Below are 15,851 nucleotides of genomic sequence, written 5' to 3' on the forward strand. Positions count from 1 at the left end.
TCTGGTTTGGGGACAGCCGAGAAGTGTTTCAAGCTGATCGAAACGGGTCTTTAAGCAATTTTTGGCGGGGAGCCATCCTTATTCATAAAGCCGTGCGGCGCGACTTGTTAAAGTGCTCTCGGATCGGAAATAGCCCAACACGGTTGCCACGCTGTGATGCCCGGTCATGCCCATGGTTTCGGCCAAGGGCACGTTCTGACGGCCGGCCTCGGTCACAAATCCCGATCGCAGGGAGTGGGCCGAGAAATCACCTTCAATCCCCGCCAGGGCACAGCGCTCCTTGACGATCGTGCGCACGGCAGCCGGGGAGAGTGCTTCGCCGATATGCCCGCCCTTGCGAATCCGCCTAAAAATCGCACCCGTGGTGATTTGACTGACCTGCAGCCAATCATGAAGTGCCATGCCAGCAGCCCCCAGTACCGGCTTGCCATTTTCCGGCTGCTCCACCCCGGACTGATTGGTCTTGGAGTAGGCGAGGGTGTAGATGAAGTCGCTCGGGCCGACGCGTTTCAGAAACTGCATCTCCGCGCCCGCCACTTCCGAGCGCCGGCGCCCGCCGCTGGCCCAGGCAAAGAGCAGCAGGGCGCGATCGCGCTTGCCGCGCAAGGAGTCGTCGCAGGTGGCGAGAATCGCCTGCAGCGGATCTTTGGTCAGGGCATCCTTTTTTTGCGGCAGGGCGCCGCGCTTGGCATAGGCCTTACGCGTACGCGATAGCAATTCCCTGACCTTGGGGTCGCGGCACGGATTCTTGAGTTCCCGTAACTGATGCGCCTTCGACAACACCGCGATCCGGTGCACCAGCGTGTTGTGCGCCATGGCGCCGAGCTTGCCTTTGTAGCCGGCCTGGACCAGGACTTGATCAATCTCCACTGGCAGCTCGGACACCAGGCCTTTGACAGTGGTGCGCTGTGCATGGTCGACGATGAACTGAAGCACACACGGGGTGGCCACCGGCAACTGGATCTGACTGCCATAGCGGATGCCATACCAGGCCGCCCAGTAGCGCAAAGCGCTGCGATAGCTGAGCAAGGTGTTTTCTGATTCACCTTCGCGCAGCAAATCCTCGACGGCGCGCTGTGTCACATCGCTGAGCTCGGTGGCCTGCAGGGCAGGGACTTTATGGAGGGCAGGTAGGCGAATGTTCATGGCACGGTCGAATTTTTCAAATTTCATACATGTTATGTATGATGTATAACACGAAATAGTAATAAGTAACGATAACAATCTCTTATCGTAGGTAAATATAACCGGTGGAGCAGGGCGATGCAATTGAAAAGTACGAGGGGTGTTCAGCAGGACGATGTGTGGGGCGCAGCGGATGCGCTGATCGCGGAAGGCCTTCGGCCGACCATCGAGAGGGTCCGCCAAAAGATCGGCCGGGGTTCACCCAATACTGTCAGTCCCATGCTGGAGAGCTGGTTTGCCACACTCGCACCACGGCTCGGGATTGCGGCGTCCGGCTCCCAGCCAGCAGATAGTGGCGCACCCACGGCCTTGCGCCAAAGTCTGGATGCCGTTTGGGCGGCCGCGGTGGCGGCAGCGCGCGCCAAAGCGGATAGCGCACTTTCCTCCGAGCGCGACAGGCTTGCTCAGCAGGGCCAGGAACTGGAGTCTGCGCGGCAGAACCTGTTGCAAAGGGAGGCGGCGCTGGCCGAACGGGGCGTCGCCCTGGAACAGGCGCTGGAACTGGCCAAGTCCCAACTTCGGGACCAGGCTGCCCAGCTTGATAAGGTGGGCCGCGAGTTGGAGCAGGCTCGCCGCAGCCTTGCCACCCTAGTTCAGGAGCGTGACGCGAACAGGCGCGAATTCGACGTGCAACTTCGCACCCTCGCTGAGGAGCGGCAGCGCACCGAGCAGCGGACATCAGCCAACGAACGCCGCCTCCTGGAAGAGGTGGATCGTGCTCGCCAGGAGGCGAAGCATTCGGCGCGGACGCGTGAGGAAGCTGACCAGAAGCACGTCTCCGAGAAGCAAGAGCTAGAACAGACGAATGCCGCGCTGACCGAACGCGCGCATGAAGGGCAAGTCGAGCTTGCCACGCTGAGGGAACGGCTGCAGGGCGCTGAAGCGCGGGCGAAAGGGCTAGACAGTGCGCTTGCCGCCGCCATGCTGAAATCGCGGCACACACCGAAACGCGGAGCCGCCAAACCCTCCAAAAGCGGTCGACGTTCTCCTGGCGCGGCCGCAGCGAAGCGAACCCCGTAGCCATGGCGAATCCGTTCGACCCAGCATGGGCCTTGTGCCCAAAGCGGAAATTGACGGAAGCCAAAGGCTACCTTCGCTTTGCAGCGGTAACGACCCTATTTTTAAGTATTACGCCGTTAGCGCTTAGTGTCGGCACGCGCAACTGCGGCTTCCAAAAAACCGAACGGCGGGAATGCCGTTGTCATCCATTGCTATTTGAATACCCATTGTCATTTTTATGACAATGAATAGCAATGAACCAGTAAACGGCCCTCTCGCGACTCGCCAGTGACAGATAGGCTGCCCACGCTCTTTACCGAAAGGCAAGCCGACTCTCGCCGCGAAGCTGCCTTGTTGTTGGCTTTTGAAGTCTGGAGGCACTGGTCGACATCTCGGCGTGGGCCGGCGACGCAAAGGGGGCTGAAACAGGAGTGGATTCGATTCCTTATGGCGGCTGGCGTGTCGGATGGACTCATTCCGGTTCCGGCAAGAGTCCCCGCGCAACTCCAGCTCTGTTAACGACCAGCAGCCTAAACCAGGCAAGTCCAAAGTCACGGCAGTCGGGCACGAAATACAGCCAAAATCACTGAAATCGGACAAGTTGGCCAGGATTCGGACCAAGGTATGTGGCGTTAGCCATCATTTGATGGCGCCAGTCACGGTGGCCATATGTCCAACGTGAAGAAGTGGCGATGACCATTTCTTAGCCACAGGCCGATTTTCTTCTCTAGATGGTCATCGGTACATACCTGGGCATGGCCAAAGTCACTGCAGTCGGACACTCTGGCGCTAAAGGACTGGGGGACGTCTTGGCCCATTGATCGTCAGGTGTACTTAGCATTGGCTTTACCCGGGCATCTTGCTTAACATAATATACATCGTATAAAGTGCAACAAAAGAGGATTTCAAGCTCACCAGGTTCCTTTGGGTTGACGCCCACGAACAAAGGCAGCAATGATCTCGGCCGAATCTGCCCGATTGGCGCTATGGGCGAAATCGAGGGCCGACAAGCCTTGCGTGTTCTTGAGCATGGGGTCTGCGCCAGCCTCCAGCAGCAGCTTCACCGCGGACGGCGTACCATAGTGCGCCGCCATCATGAGTGGCGTCGTGCCGTTGGGCGACGCTGCGTCGATGTAGGCATGGTTGTCCAGCAACAATGTCATCACCGCTAGGTGTCCATGCGTGGCGGCGTAATGCAGCGGTGCCCAGCCCGGTTTGTTGACATCCGCGTCCTTGGCGATCAATTGCTCGCAAATCTCAGTCAGTCCATTCAGCGAAGCCAGCATGAGCGGGCTTTCGTCTTGTTGGGTGCGTGCTTCGACATTGACCTTGGGCCAGTTGATCAGGACGGCTGCGACTTTGAGCGATGGCTCCCGAATCGCCAGGATCAGGCCGTGTTCACCGGTCGTGCTGATCGTATTGACGTCAAAACCTCGGGTCAGCAATGAGGAAACGGTGTCGGCATCATCGCGTTTGACAGCGCTGAAAAAGTCTTCATACGAGCCTGCATGGCAAACTGAAAAACCATACAAAACAATAAGATATAAAAACTTCTTAAAGTAAGTTCGCATGATAGAAATATCGTCAAACTTCACCGAAGAACGCCTTTGAACAGCGCCTCAAAGTTGCGGCTCGTCATCTCGGCAATGTATTCCACCGGGCACTGCTTGATGGCAGCCAACTGGGCCGCAACATAAGGCACATACGACGGATTATTGGTTTTTCCACGATAAGGCATGGGCGCCAGATAAGGGCTGTCGGTTTCAATCAGCAAACGGTCAAATGGCACAAATGCCGCCACATCACGCAGATCCTGTGCATTCTTGAATGTCAAAATGCCGGAAAACGAAATGTAGAAACCCAGGTCGAGTGCCGCACGCGCCACCTGGGCCGTCTCGGTAAAACAATGAAACACGCCGCCAGCACAAGCGGCTGTGCCAAATTCACCCTCCTCCCGAAGAATGGCCAAGGTATCGTCCGAGGCGCTGCGCGTGTGGATCACGAGCGGCAAGTTGAGCTGTCGCGCGGCGCGGATGTGGGTACGGAAGCGGTCGCGTTGCCACTCCATGTCGGCCACGCTGCGCTCGCCCAGGCGGTAGTAGTCGAGCCCGGTTTCCCCGATCCCGACCACGCGCGGCATTTGGCCCCGCGTCAGCAGATCCTGCAGGCTGGGCTCGGTGATCCCTTCGTTATCGGGATGTACGCCAACCGTCGCCCAGAAGTTGTCGTACTGGCTGGCCAGCCCCTGAACCTCGGGAAACTCTTCCAGGGTCGTGCAGATACACAAGGCGCGGTCCACCTGCGCGTCGGCCATGGCCTGCCGGATAGCTGGCAGCTGTGCCGTGAGTTCAGGGAAAGTCAAATGACAGTGCGAGTCGGTAAACATAGGTAGTCAATTGAAATCAAACCGGCCGGCCGAGGAAGTACCCCGGGCTTAAATGGTTTGTGTGGCCCGGTCAGATGCCAGGTGGGCACCCAAGATCTCTTCAATCTTGAGCTTGAGAGCACGTGACTTTTCATCCTTGGGAAACTGGATGCCAATGCCCTGCGTGCGATTGTTGGACGCCTTGGCGGGTGTCACCCACGCCACCTTACCCGCCACGGGGTAACGCTGGGGGTCCTCCGGCAGAGACAGCAAAACATAAACATCATCGCCCAGCTTGTATTCGCGCGATATTGGAATAAAGATGCCCCCTTCAGCAAACAGGGGGATATAAGCCGCATAGAGAGCGGCCTTTTCCTTGATCGCCAACTGAATGACGCTGGGGCGTGGGGTGGCGGGAACGGAGTTACTCATGAGCGGGTTTTTGGTATTTTGAGTTTAGGGCGGTTTGGGCCTGACTCACAAGCGCTTCCAGCATCAAGCCGGCATTGAAGGGGTGCTCGACGGTGCGCGTGGTGCTTGCCAGCGCACGGCTCCAGGCTGTCAAAGCGGCGACTGAACCGCCTGCAGGCAGATCTGCCGCCTCAAAAAACCGGGGGCTGGCGCCGGTCTGGACCGCCAGTACGTCGTGACACAGCTTGTGCAAGGCGTCGACCGTTTGCGCCGGCGACCAGTCCTTCAAGACGCTCAGATCACCTCGCGCCATCGCTTTGGGCAGCTTGACCCAAGACTGGGCGTCGCGGCCGGATTGGGAAAACAGCAGGGCGTCCGCAGGGCGCCCACCGGCGGCGCGCAGTACCACGGCGGCTTGCGCCGGCGGAACGCCCTGCTCTTCAATCCACTTCAGCGAACTTGCGACGTCCGGCCAGGCCATGGTGTGGCCCAGACAACGGCTGCGAATGGTCGGCAGCAGTTGGTGCGCGGCGTCGCTGGCCAGCACAAATTTCACATCGCCGGGCGGCTCTTCCAGCGTCTTGAGCAGCGCATTGGCGGTGATGTTGTTCATGCGCTCGGCCGGAAACACCAGCACCGCCTTGCCGCGGCCCCGGGCACTGGTGCGCTGTGAAAACTCGACGGCGTCACGCATGGCATCCACCCGAATTTCCTTGCTGGCCTTGCGTTTCTTGTCGTCGATATCGGACTGGGCCTTTTCGCTCAAGGGCCAGCCCAGCTCCAGCATGACGGTTTCGGGCATCAAGACGCATAAATCGGCATGGGTGCGCACGTCAATGGCGTGGCAACTGCCGCAGCTGCCACAGGCACCGTGCTCTGAGGCATGCTCACACAACCAGGCGCGCACCAGTTCCAGCGCCAGGCTGTACTGACCGAGTCCGGAAGGACCTGCCAGCAGCCAGGCGTGGCCCCTTTGGGCCAACAGCTGCGTGGCTTGCGCGGCAATCCAGGGGGCGACGGCGGCGGCACTCATGGCAACCAGCCTCGGCCCTGGACCGCCGTCAAGACGTCCAGCCAGACGGCATCGCGCGTGTTGTCGGCCTGAATCCGGACAAAACGACTGGGAGACGCCAGCATGCGCTTCAGGTAACCGTCTGACACACTCTTGAAAAATTCAACCGGCTGGGCCTCGAATTTGTCCGGGGTTCGTGCGCCCGCCAAACGCTGCGCTGCGATTTCGGCGGGCAGGTCAAACCACACGGTTAAATCGGGTTCTCGAATGAAATCGGCCTCTAGCCCTCGTACTGTCTGCACCCATTGCTCTAATATTGATAGTATACTGAGATCAAACCCGCGCCCGCCGCCCTGGTAGGCGAAGGTCGCATCGGTAAAGCGGTCACACAACACGACATCGCCTCGGGCCAGAGCGGGTTCAATGAGTTGCTGCAGATGATCCCGTCGGGCGGCAAACACGAGCAGGGCCTCGGTCATGGCGTCCATCGTGTCATTCAACACCACGGAGCGCAATTTTTCAGCCAGCGGTGTACCGCCTGGCTCGCGGGTCAGAGTCACTGCCCTGCCCTGCGCCCTGAACGCCTGGGCCAGACCTTCAATATGGGTGGATTTTCCAGCGCCATCGATACCTTCAAAACTGATAAAAAGTCCACCCGTTGTCGTCATATGCGGTTATTGCCCACGCTGGTATTTGTTAACCGCACGATTGTGCTCTTCCAGGCTGGCGCTGAATTCGCTGGTGCCGTCCCCGCGTGACACAAAATACAGGGCACTGGTCGGCGCAGGCTGTACTGCGGCGAGCAAGGCCATTTTGCCGGGCATGGCAATCGGGGTCGGCGGCAAGCCAGTGCGGGTGTAGGTGTTCCAGGGCGTGTCTGTCTGCAGGTGGCGCCGACGCAGGTTGCCGTCAAAGGTCGCGCCCAAACCATAGATGACCGTGGGATCGGTCTGCAGCATCATGCCAATACGCAGCCGGTTGACAAACACACCGGCGATCATGGCGCGGTCACTGGCGCGCCCGGTCTCTTTCTCGACAATGCTGGCCAGAATCAAAGCCTGCTCAGGCGTTTTAAGGGGCGTATCAGGCAGCCGTTGGCTCCAGGCGGCCTCCAGCTTTTTGTCCATGGCCCGCATCGCGCGTTTGAGCACCGCCAGATCGCTGCTGCCTTTGGCATAGGTATAGGAGTCGGGGAAAAAGCGGCCTTCCGGATGGACGCCCGGTCTCCCCAATGAACTCATGATTGAACCAGCCGATAGCCCTTCTGTGTCGGGCTTTAGATGCTCTGCTTTTAAGAGCGCTGCGCGGAACTGGATGAAATTCCAGCCTTCCACCAGCGTCACGGCGCGCAGTGCCTCGTCGCCACGCACGAGTTTTCGTAACAGGCTGCGCGGGGTGATTCCGCGTTCGAGCTCATAACTTCCCGCCTTGATCTGGCGGGCCTCCCCCGACAGCCGAAACCACCAATACAGCAGGGATGGATCAACTTGCACCCCCGCGTCGCTCACCGCCTGGGCGATGCCGGGCACGGACGTACCGGGCTCGACCGACAGGTCAACCATCTCGGCCTTCATGGGCAGGGGTTGGTGTACCCACCAGGCTGCGCCACCACCCAGCAGGACAGCCAACAAAACAAATAACTTAAAGAGACGAAGCACAGCCCTACAGCCTTACACAAGATGGAGTGGGGATGATAATTCACCCATGAAAAACAAACTCAATGGCGTTGCCCCGCTGCTTTATTTGGGCGTTATCCGCGTCGAAGGTGAAGATGCGGCCAAATTTCTTCACGGCCAGTTGACGCAGGATTTTTCGCTGCTAGGCCAGTCAGAAGCCCGGCTGGCGGCCTTTTGCTCGTCCAAAGGCCGGATGCAGGCCAGCTTCTATGGCTTCAAACGCAGCCCGACCGAAATACTGCTGGTGTGCAACCGCGATATTTTGGCGGCCACGCTCAAGCGCCTGTCCATGTTCGTCCTGCGTGCCAAGGCGAAGCTGACTGATGCCAGCAGCGACTACGCGATCTATGGTTTGGCCGGAAGTGCTATTGAATCAATAGCTGCTAGCGCACAGTCTGCTTGGGCCAAGGTCGATATTGGCAATGCAAGCGTGGTTTGCTTATATCCCGCAGAGGGCGTGCGCCGGGCCTTGTGGCTGGCCCCGGTGGCCGAGGCGGCCCCGGCGGGCGAAGCCCTGAGCGAACAAGACTGGGCTTGGAGCGAGGTGCGCAGCGGTGTGGCCATGATCACGACCCCGATCATGGAAGCCTTTGTGCCGCAAATGCTGAACTACGAATCGGTGGGTGGCGTGAACTTCAAAAAAGGCTGCTATCCCGGTCAGGAAGTGGTGGCGCGCAGCCAGTTTCGCGGCACCCTGAAGCGCCGCGCCTACCTGGTCCATTCAGACGTCGCCATGAAGGCGGGCGACGAGGTTTTTCTGGCCAGTGATACGACCCAACCTTGTGGCACGGTGGCGCAGGCTGCCGCCGTGCCCTTGGATTCCATCTCAGCGGGGTTTGACGCCATCGTTGTTTTGCAGGTCTCGGCGTTTGAAGCCGGCGGCTTGCACCTGGGTAGTTCCAGCGGCCCGGCGCTTGTCGTTGCACCGCCGCCTTATCCCCTGTTGGCCGATATTTAAGGCCTGTTGCGACAGGCTGGGTCGGCCCCTACAGGCCCGGCTTCAAGGGGTGAGCCATCTCGATGTGCACAATCCCCGCCTCTTCAAACGGCTCACCCCGTGGTAAGAAACCCAGCCGGGCATAAAAACCTTCGGCTGAGCGCTGGGCGTGCAAGCGCACTTCATGGTCGCCACGCTGGGTTGCGGCCAGCATCAAAGCCTGCAGCACATCGCGACCCACATGGGCGCTGCGCAACAGGCGGTTAACGGCCATGCGGCCAATTTGACTCACACCGGGCGCGTGCTGCAGCAGGCGCCCAGTGGCCACGGGCAGGCCCAGGCGGTTGCGGGCCAGCGCGTGAACAGCACTCTCGTCGGCTTCGTCCCACTCCATGTCGACCGGAATGCGCTGCTCTTCCAGAAACACCTCGGTACGGACCTGGCTCGCGGCGGGCCCAAGGGCTTGCCATGTCCCCAACTCAACCCGCACCATGGGCTCCCAGGCCTCGTAGCCCACCATGATGTCGCGCAAACCGATCGGGACCGGTCTGGAGGTTTGCGTCGCGGGGTCCGCAAACACGTAAATCAGTTCGCAGCTAATCAGGTGTTCATTGCCCCGGAAGATGGCGCCGTCAAAGGCCAGGGACGAGGTACCGATGCGGCGGCATTTAAGCGCCACCTCCAGTTGATCGTCCGCCCGCGCCGAGGCATGGAATTCGACGGTGGCTTTTTTGACATACAACTCGCCCCCCAACGTTTGCATGGTGGTGTCGTAGGGCAAGGCCAAGGCACGCCAATAGTCGGTCATGGCGGTATCGAAGTACATCAGGTAGTGGGCGTTAAAGACGATGCGCTGCATGTCCACTTCCGCCCAGCGCACGCGCAGACGGTGGAAAAAACGAAAATCCTGGCGGGTTGTGTCAGTCATGGTGGGCTTGCGATTGAAAAGCTGTTTTAAGGGCGCGGGCCGCATCGGCATGGGCGCGGTGGGCTTCGGGGACGGCGCGCCCCATTTTGATGAATTCGTGCACCACGCCGCGGTAAATCTCCAGGTCCACGGGCACACCGGCGGCACGCAGTTTATCGGCATACAAAACCCCTTCGTCCACCAAGGGGTCGCATTCGGCCAGGCCGAACCATGCGGGGGCGACGCCCTCCACATCCGGCGCATTCAAGGGGGCAAAGCGCCAGTCGTCGCGGTCGGCGGCCGTGCGGAGGTAGTGGTTGAAGAAATAAGTGATATGCGGCTCTTCCAGCAAGAAACCACGGGCAAATGTCTTGTGTGACGGTGTGTCTTCGTGTGCCGCGCAACCGGGGTAAAACAGCAGTTGCAAGGCCAATGGCAAGGCCGCGTCGCGGGCGTGCACGGCGCAGGCTGCGGCCAAGGTGCCTCCCGCGCTGTCGCCGCCCACTGCGATACGACTGACGTCCAGGCCGACGTCGGCACCGTGTTGGGCGACCCACTGCACGGCATCCCAGGCGTCGTCATGCGCCACCGGAAACTTGTGTTTGGGCGCCAGGCGGTAGTCCACCGACAGCACGGCGCAAGCGGCCAGATGACTCAAAGTGCGGCACAGCACGTCGTGGGTCGCAATGCTGCCAATGGTGAAGCCACCGCCATGGAAATAGACCAGAACTGGCAACTTCTCGCCCGATGGGGCATAGAGGCGCACGGGCAAGTCATGGTCATCACGGGTGGGAAACGTAAAGCTTTCAATCCGATGGAGTTTGGGCGAAGGGATTTCCAGCACCCCCGCGCCCACCTCATAAGCAGCGCGGGCCTGCACGGGCGTGAGCGCATGCAGCGGCACGGGTGCGGCGCGTGCCATGCGCTCCAGCACACTGTGCATGGCGGGTGTGAGCAGTGCTCGGGGGTTGCGGTGGTGACTCATGCAGGCGGGCTCGTGAAAATGAGGGATACAGCAAGTTCTTTTAACTGAAATTGCACGACAAAATTCGTTGACAAAGAACAAATCACAGAGCGTGGAACTCCTATATTTTCAGCGTCATGTGAGCATTTTTTTGAGATTGCTGGGGAGGGATCGATGACAAATGTAACCTTGGGTGCGTCGGTCTTGCTGTTGTCTCTTGCAGCATTCGCCGCCAACACGTCCCCACCTGATCGTTCTCATTTGAGTTCTTTGACGGAGACGGAACTCAAGACGATCTACCTTCACTGTGAGCAACTGGCATCGACCACGCTCCTGGATTTCAACTCGGCCGCACACTGCTCAACGGTGTCAGAAGAGCTTCTTGAGCGCAGCTTTGGCGGCAACTTCAAACAGTTGCTGCAGTGGTGGCACAGCACCCGGAGCGGTTGCAGGCAGAACGCGGACTGCGCGAACGAACGAGATCACCAAACGACACCGAACGGGCCATGATAGTTGGCTTGATGAGGCGTCTTTTGATGAAGTAGTGGTAGACGCGGCAAGCACTTGCTGGCACCCGGGCGCAGACAGCTGTAACGGCATGCAGGGTTCTTGTTAAAGTGCAACTCTTCCCCCAACATCGCACACCGCCATGGCACTTATTTACTACGTGACTCAAATCCAGTTCGAGTTTGGCGCCATCAAGCTGCTCAAACAAGAGTGTGAGCGTGTCGGTATCACCCGTCCGCTGATCGTGACCGACCCCGGCGTTAAAGCGGCTGGCCTGTTGCAAAAAGCGCTGGATGCCCTGCCCGGCGTGACGGTGACTGTGTTTGACCAGACGCCCTCCAACCCCACCGAGGCGGCCGTGCGCGCCGCCGCAGCGCTTTACAAGAATCAAAAGTGTGATGGGCTGATCGCCGTCGGTGGCGGCTCGGCCATTGATTGCGCCAAAGGCGTGGCCATTGCGGCCACGCACGAAGGCCCGCTCACCCACTACGCCACGATCGAAGGGGGGGCACCCCGTATCACGGACCGAGTCGCCCCCTTGATTGCGGTGCCAACCACCAGCGGCACCGGTAGCGAAGTGGCGCGCGGTGCCATCATCATCGTGGACGACCACCGCAAGCTGGGGTTTCATTCCTGGCATTTGGTACCCAAGGCTGCCATTTGCGACCCCGAACTCACCCTGGGTTTGCCGCCGAAACTCACCGCCGCCACCGGCATGGACGCCATCGCGCATTGCATGGAAACCTTCATGGCGCCGGCCTTCAACCCGCCGGCCGATGGCATTGCGCTGGACGGGCTGACGCGTGGCTGGGCGCATATTGAACGCGCCACACGCGACGGTGCTGACCGTGAAGCGCGCCTGAACATGATGAGCGCTTCCATGCAGGGCGCCATGGCGTTCCAGAAAGGCCTGGGTTGCGTGCATTCGCTCAGCCACAGCCTGGGCGGGGTGGATCCCCGCCTTCACCATGGCACGTTGAACGCCATGTTTTTGCCTGTCGTCATACGCTTCAACGCGTCCGCCGAATCGATCCAGAAAGAGCAGCGCCTGCAACGCATGGCGCATGCCATGGGACTTGCCTCGGCCAGCGACATTCCGGAGGCCATCAAGGACATGAACGCCCGGCTGGACCTGCCCACCGGGCTGGCCGCCATGGGCGTGCAAAGCGACTGGTTTGACAAAATCATCGCCGGCGCCATGCTTGACCATTGCCACAAGACCAACCCGCGCATCGCGAGCGTGGATGAGTACCGCGATATGCTGACGCAGTCCATGTAGCCTCTGCAAAAAATAGCTTGTCCTGAAATTCAAACGCATCGCCCGCCATCGACTGGCACCAACATTGCTAGTATGTGTCCACAGTGAGGCTTTGCCTTGCCCAATCAACGAGACGAACTATGTCCATTCACGCTGCACTGAACCACGTTACCCACTACAAATACGACCGTCTGGTCAATCTGGGTCCCCAGGTCATCCGCTTGCGGCCAGCGCCGCATTGCCGCAGCAAGATCATCTCGTACTCGCTCAAGGTCGAGCCGGCTGACCATTACATCAACTGGCAACAAGACCCGTTCGCGAACTACCAGGGCCGGCTGGTCTTTGAGAAGAAAACACGTGAATTCAAGGTCACGGTCGATCTGGTGGTGGAGATGGCGGTGTACAACCCCTTCGACTTCTTCCTGGAGCCGGCGGCCGAAAACTTCCCTTTCAGCTACGAAGAGCTGCTGAAACAGGAACTAGCGCCCTACCTGGCGGCTGATGAACTGACCGAACCGATGAAGGCCTGTCTGGCCCGCATCGACCGCAAGGAGCGCCGCACCATCGATTTTCTGGTCGACTTGAACCAGATGGTGCACAAGGCCATCAGTTACACGATTCGCATGGAGCCCGGTGTGCAGACACCGGAAGAAACACTCACGCTGGGGTCCGGCTCGTGCCGCGATTCGGCTTGGCTGATGGTGCAGCTGTTGCGCAATTGCGGGCTGGCGGCACGCTTTGTGTCCGGCTATTTGATTCAGTTGAAACCGGATGTGAAATCCCTCGACGGCCCCAGCGGCACCGAAGTCGATTTCACCGACCTGCACGCCTGGTGCGAGGTGTACCTGCCCGGCGCGGGCTGGGTTGGGCTGGACGCCACCTCCGGCTTGCTGGCCGGCGAAGGCCACATTCCGTTGGCCTGCACGCCGCAACCGTCGGGCGCAGCGCCCATCGAAGGCGGCATGGACAAGTGCGAGGTCGAATTCGCCCATCACATGGCCGTGACACGTATTTACGAGTCACCGCGCGTCACCAAGCCTTATACCGAAGAGCAGTGGTCCGACGTCATGACACTTGGTAACGCGGTGGACAAGGAGCTCATGGCCAGCGATGTGCGCCTGACCATGGGGGGTGAGCCCACTTTCGTAGCGGTAGATGACCGCGATGCACCAGAATGGAACACGGACGCGCTGGGGCCAACGAAACGGGGCTTTGCCACCGAGTTGGTGCAAAAACTGCGTACCGAATACGGTGAAGGCGGCTTTCTGCACTTCGGTCAAGGCAAGTGGTACCCCGGAGAACAGTTGCCGCGCTGGGCCCTCAACATTTACTGGCGCGCGGATCGCCAGCCCGTGTGGGCCAACCCGGCGCTGTTCACCGACGAACGTGCGCCGACGCACTACACCAGCGAAGACGCCCGGCGCTTTACGCAAACCTTGGCGGCCAAGCTCGGCATCACCGACCAACACATGTTGGGCGCCTACGAAGACGTGTGGTACTACCTGTGGCGCGAGCGCCGCCTGCCCGTTAACGTGGACCCGTTCAACTCCAAACTGGACGATGAGATGGAGCGCGCACGCTTGCGCCGCGTGTTCGAGCAAAAGCTGGATTCGGTGGTGGGCTACGTGCTGCCGCTCAAGGTTGCTGAAAAACCCGCCCCTGAAGGGCCGCTGTGGACCACGGGTTCCTGGTTCCTGCGCGATGAACGCATGTACCTGATGCCGGGCGACTCGCCCATGGGGCTGCGCCTGCCGCTGGACTCGCTGCCCTGGGTCAGCGAGGCGGATTACCCCTACCTGCTTGAGCAAGATCCGTCCGCTCCGCGTTCGGGTCTGGCCGCACACGGTGAGATTGCGGCACGTTATGGTCAGAGTTCATCGCCTTACCTGACCGGCTCCGGGCCACAACCCGAAGCCGTGTGGAAATTTCAGGATGCAAGCCGCGTGGCTGTGAGCCCGGTGACGAGCAGCGCGCAAACCGCTCTGCAAACTGAACCGGACGACTTTGCGCGGATTCCCCTGCACAAGGAATCAGCGCATTGGATCACCCGTACCGCCTTGTGTGTTGAAGTGCGCGACCCACGCCGCGCCAGCGGCCCGAAGGCCGAGGCGGTCGGCAAGAAGTCGGGGGTGATGTACATCTTCATGCCGCCGCTCGAAAAGCTGGAGGACTACCTGCATTTGCTGGCGGCAATCGAAGCCACGGCCGAAGGGCTGGGCCTCAAGATCGTGCTGGAAGGCTACCCGCCTCCGCGCGACCCGCGCCTCAAGCTGCTGCAAGTCACGCCCGACCCCGGCGTGATCGAGGTCAACATCCATCCGGTGAACAACTGGAAGGAATTGGTCAAGAACACCGAGTTCTTGTACAACGTGGCGTTCGAGTCGCGCTTGTCGGCCGAGAAGTTCATGAAGGACGGTCGCCACACCGGCACGGGCGGTGGCAACCACTTTGTGATGGGCGGTGCGACACCGGCTGACAGTCCGTTTTTGCGCAAGCCTGAGCTGCTGGCCAGCCTGCTGCTGTTCTGGCACAACCACCCTTCCCTGAGCTATCTGTTCAGCGGCATGTTCGTTGGACCCACCAGCCAGGCGCCGCGTGTGGACGAGGCCAGAAACGACCAACTTTATGAGCTGGAAATAGCCATCGAGCAAATCTACAAAAGCCGCGAACTGCATGGCCACAGCATGCCGCCTTGGCTGGTGGACCGCACGCTGCGCAACATCCTGATCGATGCCACCGGCAACACGCACCGCAGCGAGTTTTCCATCGACAAGATGTACTCGCCCGACTCGGCCACCGGTCGCCTGGGCTTGCTGGAATTGCGCGCCTTCGAGATGCCGCCGCACCCGCGCATGAGCATCGTGCAGCAGCTATTGTTGCGCGCCTTGGTCGCCCGCTTCTGGAAAGCGCCTTACAAAGCGCCCGCTACGCGCTGGGGCACCGAGTTGCATGACCGCTTCCTGCTGCCCATATTCATCAAAATGGACTTTGATGACGTCATGGCTGAAATGCGCAGCGCCGGTTTCGCGTTCGACAGCAGCTGGTTTGCGCCGCATTACGAATTCCGCTTCCCCGTCGTCGGCTCGATCCAGTCAGCCAGCATTGAACTCACCTTGCGCAATGCGCTGGAGCCCTGGCATGTGATGGGTGAGGAAGGCGTGCCGGGTGGCACTGCCCGTTATGTGGACTCCTCTCTGGAGCGCATTGAGGTCCATGTGACCGGCCTGAACGAGAGCCGCTACGTGGTCACCTGCAATGGTCGTGCCCTGCCCCTGCAATCGACCGGCACCATGGGCGAATACGCGGCTGGTGTGCGCTACAAGGCCTGGAATCCGCCTTCGGCGCTGCATCCCAGCATCGCCATTCATGCGCCACTGACGTTTGACATTGTGGACACCTGGATGAAGCGCTCCGTCGGCGGCTGCCAGTACTACGTTGCCCACCCGGGTGGCTTGAACCCCGACACCTTCCCGGTGAACTCCTACGAGGCGGAGAGTCGACGCATGTCACGCTTTGTCGCCATGGGTCACACCCCAGGCACGCTGGTCGTTCCGCCGGCCACCATCAACGTGGCGGCCAGTCGGGAGTTTCCATTCACGCTGGATTTGCGACGCGGCTAGGCTGCTGTTC

At 60.2% G+C, this 15,851-nt stretch carries 14 protein-coding genes; 5 read left to right on the forward strand and 9 right to left on the reverse strand.

Going from position 1 to position 15,851, the window contains the following annotated elements:
• Nucleotides 1-78 precede the first annotated feature (78 nt).
• Nucleotides 79-1,173 carry a tyrosine-type recombinase/integrase gene (locus C5P05_RS15480; protein WP_232834515.1) on the reverse strand — a complete coding sequence of 365 codons (1,095 nt, stop codon included), beginning with the start codon at nucleotides 1,171-1,173 and terminating at the stop codon, nucleotides 79-81.
• Nucleotides 1,174-1,263: 90 nt separating this feature from the next.
• Between C5P05_RS15480 and C5P05_RS15485 the strand changes: the two genes are divergently transcribed.
• Nucleotides 1,264-2,205, forward strand: a complete 942-nt coding sequence (locus C5P05_RS15485; RefSeq protein WP_114970743.1) for a DNA-binding protein — start codon at nucleotides 1,264-1,266, stop codon at nucleotides 2,203-2,205.
• A gap of 890 nt (nucleotides 2,206-3,095) precedes the next feature.
• Here C5P05_RS15485 and C5P05_RS15490 read toward each other — a convergent pair.
• From C5P05_RS15490 to mltG, 6 genes are read right to left on the reverse strand one after another with little or no spacing between them, the layout of a single operon-like run.
• Nucleotides 3,096-3,755 (reverse strand): ankyrin repeat domain-containing protein, encoded by a 660-nt coding sequence (locus C5P05_RS15490; protein ID WP_114970777.1) that lies wholly within the window; start codon nucleotides 3,753-3,755, stop codon nucleotides 3,096-3,098.
• Nucleotides 3,756-3,775: 20 nt separating this feature from the next.
• A complete protein-coding gene (locus tag C5P05_RS15495) occupies nucleotides 3,776-4,570 on the reverse strand; it encodes a TatD family hydrolase (RefSeq protein ID WP_114970744.1) in 795 nt (264 codons plus the stop codon).
• 48 nt (nucleotides 4,571-4,618) lie between these two features.
• Nucleotides 4,619-4,981 carry a PilZ domain-containing protein gene (locus tag C5P05_RS15500; RefSeq protein WP_114970745.1) on the reverse strand — a complete coding sequence of 121 codons (363 nt, stop codon included), beginning with the start codon at nucleotides 4,979-4,981 and terminating at the stop codon, nucleotides 4,619-4,621.
• Nucleotides 4,974-5,993, reverse strand: coding sequence for a DNA polymerase III subunit delta' (locus C5P05_RS15505; RefSeq protein WP_114970746.1), 1,020 nt, complete (start codon nucleotides 5,991-5,993; stop codon nucleotides 4,974-4,976). Before C5P05_RS15505 ends, C5P05_RS15500 begins: the two co-directional genes overlap by 8 nt.
• Nucleotides 5,990-6,640, reverse strand: a complete 651-nt coding sequence (gene tmk / locus C5P05_RS15510; RefSeq protein ID WP_114970747.1) for a dTMP kinase — start codon at nucleotides 6,638-6,640, stop codon at nucleotides 5,990-5,992. Before tmk ends, C5P05_RS15505 begins: the two co-directional genes overlap by 4 nt.
• 6 nt (nucleotides 6,641-6,646) lie before the next feature.
• Nucleotides 6,647-7,630: an endolytic transglycosylase MltG gene (gene mltG / locus C5P05_RS15515; RefSeq protein ID WP_114970748.1), complete on the reverse strand. Its 984-nt coding sequence runs from the start codon at nucleotides 7,628-7,630 to the stop codon at nucleotides 6,647-6,649.
• A 46-nt stretch (nucleotides 7,631-7,676) separates the two neighbouring features.
• On the opposite strand from mltG, the gene C5P05_RS15520 reads away from it, so the two are divergent.
• A complete protein-coding gene (locus C5P05_RS15520) occupies nucleotides 7,677-8,606 on the forward strand; it encodes a YgfZ/GcvT domain-containing protein (protein WP_114970749.1) in 930 nt (309 codons plus the stop codon).
• A gap of 28 nt (nucleotides 8,607-8,634) precedes the next feature.
• Here the strand turns inward: C5P05_RS15520 and C5P05_RS15525 are convergent, their stop codons facing one another.
• Both C5P05_RS15525 and C5P05_RS15530 read right to left on the reverse strand, forming a co-directional pair.
• A complete protein-coding gene (locus C5P05_RS15525) occupies nucleotides 8,635-9,513 on the reverse strand; it encodes a YbgC/FadM family acyl-CoA thioesterase (protein WP_114970750.1) in 879 nt (292 codons plus the stop codon).
• The gene (locus tag C5P05_RS15530; protein WP_114970751.1) at nucleotides 9,506-10,477 is read right to left on the reverse strand and encodes an alpha/beta hydrolase; all 972 of its coding nucleotides are present in this window, start codon (nucleotides 10,475-10,477) and stop codon (nucleotides 9,506-9,508) included. Before C5P05_RS15530 ends, C5P05_RS15525 begins: the two co-directional genes overlap by 8 nt.
• 153 nt (nucleotides 10,478-10,630) lie before the next feature.
• Here C5P05_RS15530 and C5P05_RS15535 point away from each other — a divergent pair, with 153 nt between their 5' ends.
• The 3 genes from C5P05_RS15535 to C5P05_RS15545 all read left to right on the forward strand — a co-directional run bounded on the left by C5P05_RS15535 (nucleotide 10,631) and on the right by C5P05_RS15545 (nucleotide 15,841).
• The gene (locus C5P05_RS15535) at nucleotides 10,631-10,966 is read left to right on the forward strand and encodes a hypothetical protein (protein WP_114970752.1); all 336 of its coding nucleotides are present in this window, start codon (nucleotides 10,631-10,633) and stop codon (nucleotides 10,964-10,966) included.
• 139 nt (nucleotides 10,967-11,105) lie between these two features.
• Complete coding sequence (locus tag C5P05_RS15540) at nucleotides 11,106-12,242, forward strand: iron-containing alcohol dehydrogenase (RefSeq protein WP_114970753.1); 1,137 nt, start codon at nucleotides 11,106-11,108, stop codon at nucleotides 12,240-12,242.
• 119 nt (nucleotides 12,243-12,361) lie between these two features.
• Entirely contained in the window at nucleotides 12,362-15,841 is a 3,480-nt protein-coding gene (locus tag C5P05_RS15545) for a DUF2126 domain-containing protein (protein WP_114970754.1), read from the forward strand.
• The last annotated feature ends 10 nt before the right edge of the window (nucleotides 15,842-15,851 follow it).

This window comes from Rhodoferax ferrireducens, from assembly GCF_003347515.1.
In the GTDB taxonomy this organism is placed as follows: domain Bacteria; phylum Pseudomonadota; class Gammaproteobacteria; order Burkholderiales; family Burkholderiaceae_C; genus Rhodoferax.

What these genes read in the sequence shown, in the direction of transcription:
- C5P05_RS15480 (WP_232834515.1), bottom strand. Translation starts at nt 1,173, where the DNA reads ATGAAATTTGAAAAATTCGACCGTGCCATGAACATTCGCCTACCTGCC.
- C5P05_RS15485 (WP_114970743.1), top strand. Translation starts at nt 1,264, where the DNA reads ATGCAATTGAAAAGTACGAGGGGTGTTCAGCAGGACGATGTGTGGGGC.
- C5P05_RS15490 (WP_114970777.1), bottom strand. Translation starts at nt 3,755, where the DNA reads ATGCGAACTTACTTTAAGAAGTTTTTATATCTTATTGTTTTGTATGGT.
- C5P05_RS15495 (WP_114970744.1), bottom strand. Translation starts at nt 4,570, where the DNA reads ATGTTTACCGACTCGCACTGTCATTTGACTTTCCCTGAACTCACGGCA.
- C5P05_RS15500 (WP_114970745.1), bottom strand. Translation starts at nt 4,981, where the DNA reads ATGAGTAACTCCGTTCCCGCCACCCCACGCCCCAGCGTCATTCAGTTG.
- C5P05_RS15505 (WP_114970746.1), bottom strand. Translation starts at nt 5,993, where the DNA reads ATGAGTGCCGCCGCCGTCGCCCCCTGGATTGCCGCGCAAGCCACGCAG.
- tmk (WP_114970747.1), bottom strand. Translation starts at nt 6,640, where the DNA reads ATGACGACAACGGGTGGACTTTTTATCAGTTTTGAAGGTATCGATGGC.
- C5P05_RS15520 (WP_114970749.1), top strand. Translation starts at nt 7,677, where the DNA reads ATGAAAAACAAACTCAATGGCGTTGCCCCGCTGCTTTATTTGGGCGTT.
- C5P05_RS15525 (WP_114970750.1), bottom strand. Translation starts at nt 9,513, where the DNA reads ATGACTGACACAACCCGCCAGGATTTTCGTTTTTTCCACCGTCTGCGC.
- C5P05_RS15530 (WP_114970751.1), bottom strand. Translation starts at nt 10,477, where the DNA reads ATGAGTCACCACCGCAACCCCCGAGCACTGCTCACACCCGCCATGCAC.
- C5P05_RS15535 (WP_114970752.1), top strand. Translation starts at nt 10,631, where the DNA reads ATGACAAATGTAACCTTGGGTGCGTCGGTCTTGCTGTTGTCTCTTGCA.
- C5P05_RS15540 (WP_114970753.1), top strand. Translation starts at nt 11,106, where the DNA reads ATGGCACTTATTTACTACGTGACTCAAATCCAGTTCGAGTTTGGCGCC.
- C5P05_RS15545 (WP_114970754.1), top strand. Translation starts at nt 12,362, where the DNA reads ATGTCCATTCACGCTGCACTGAACCACGTTACCCACTACAAATACGAC.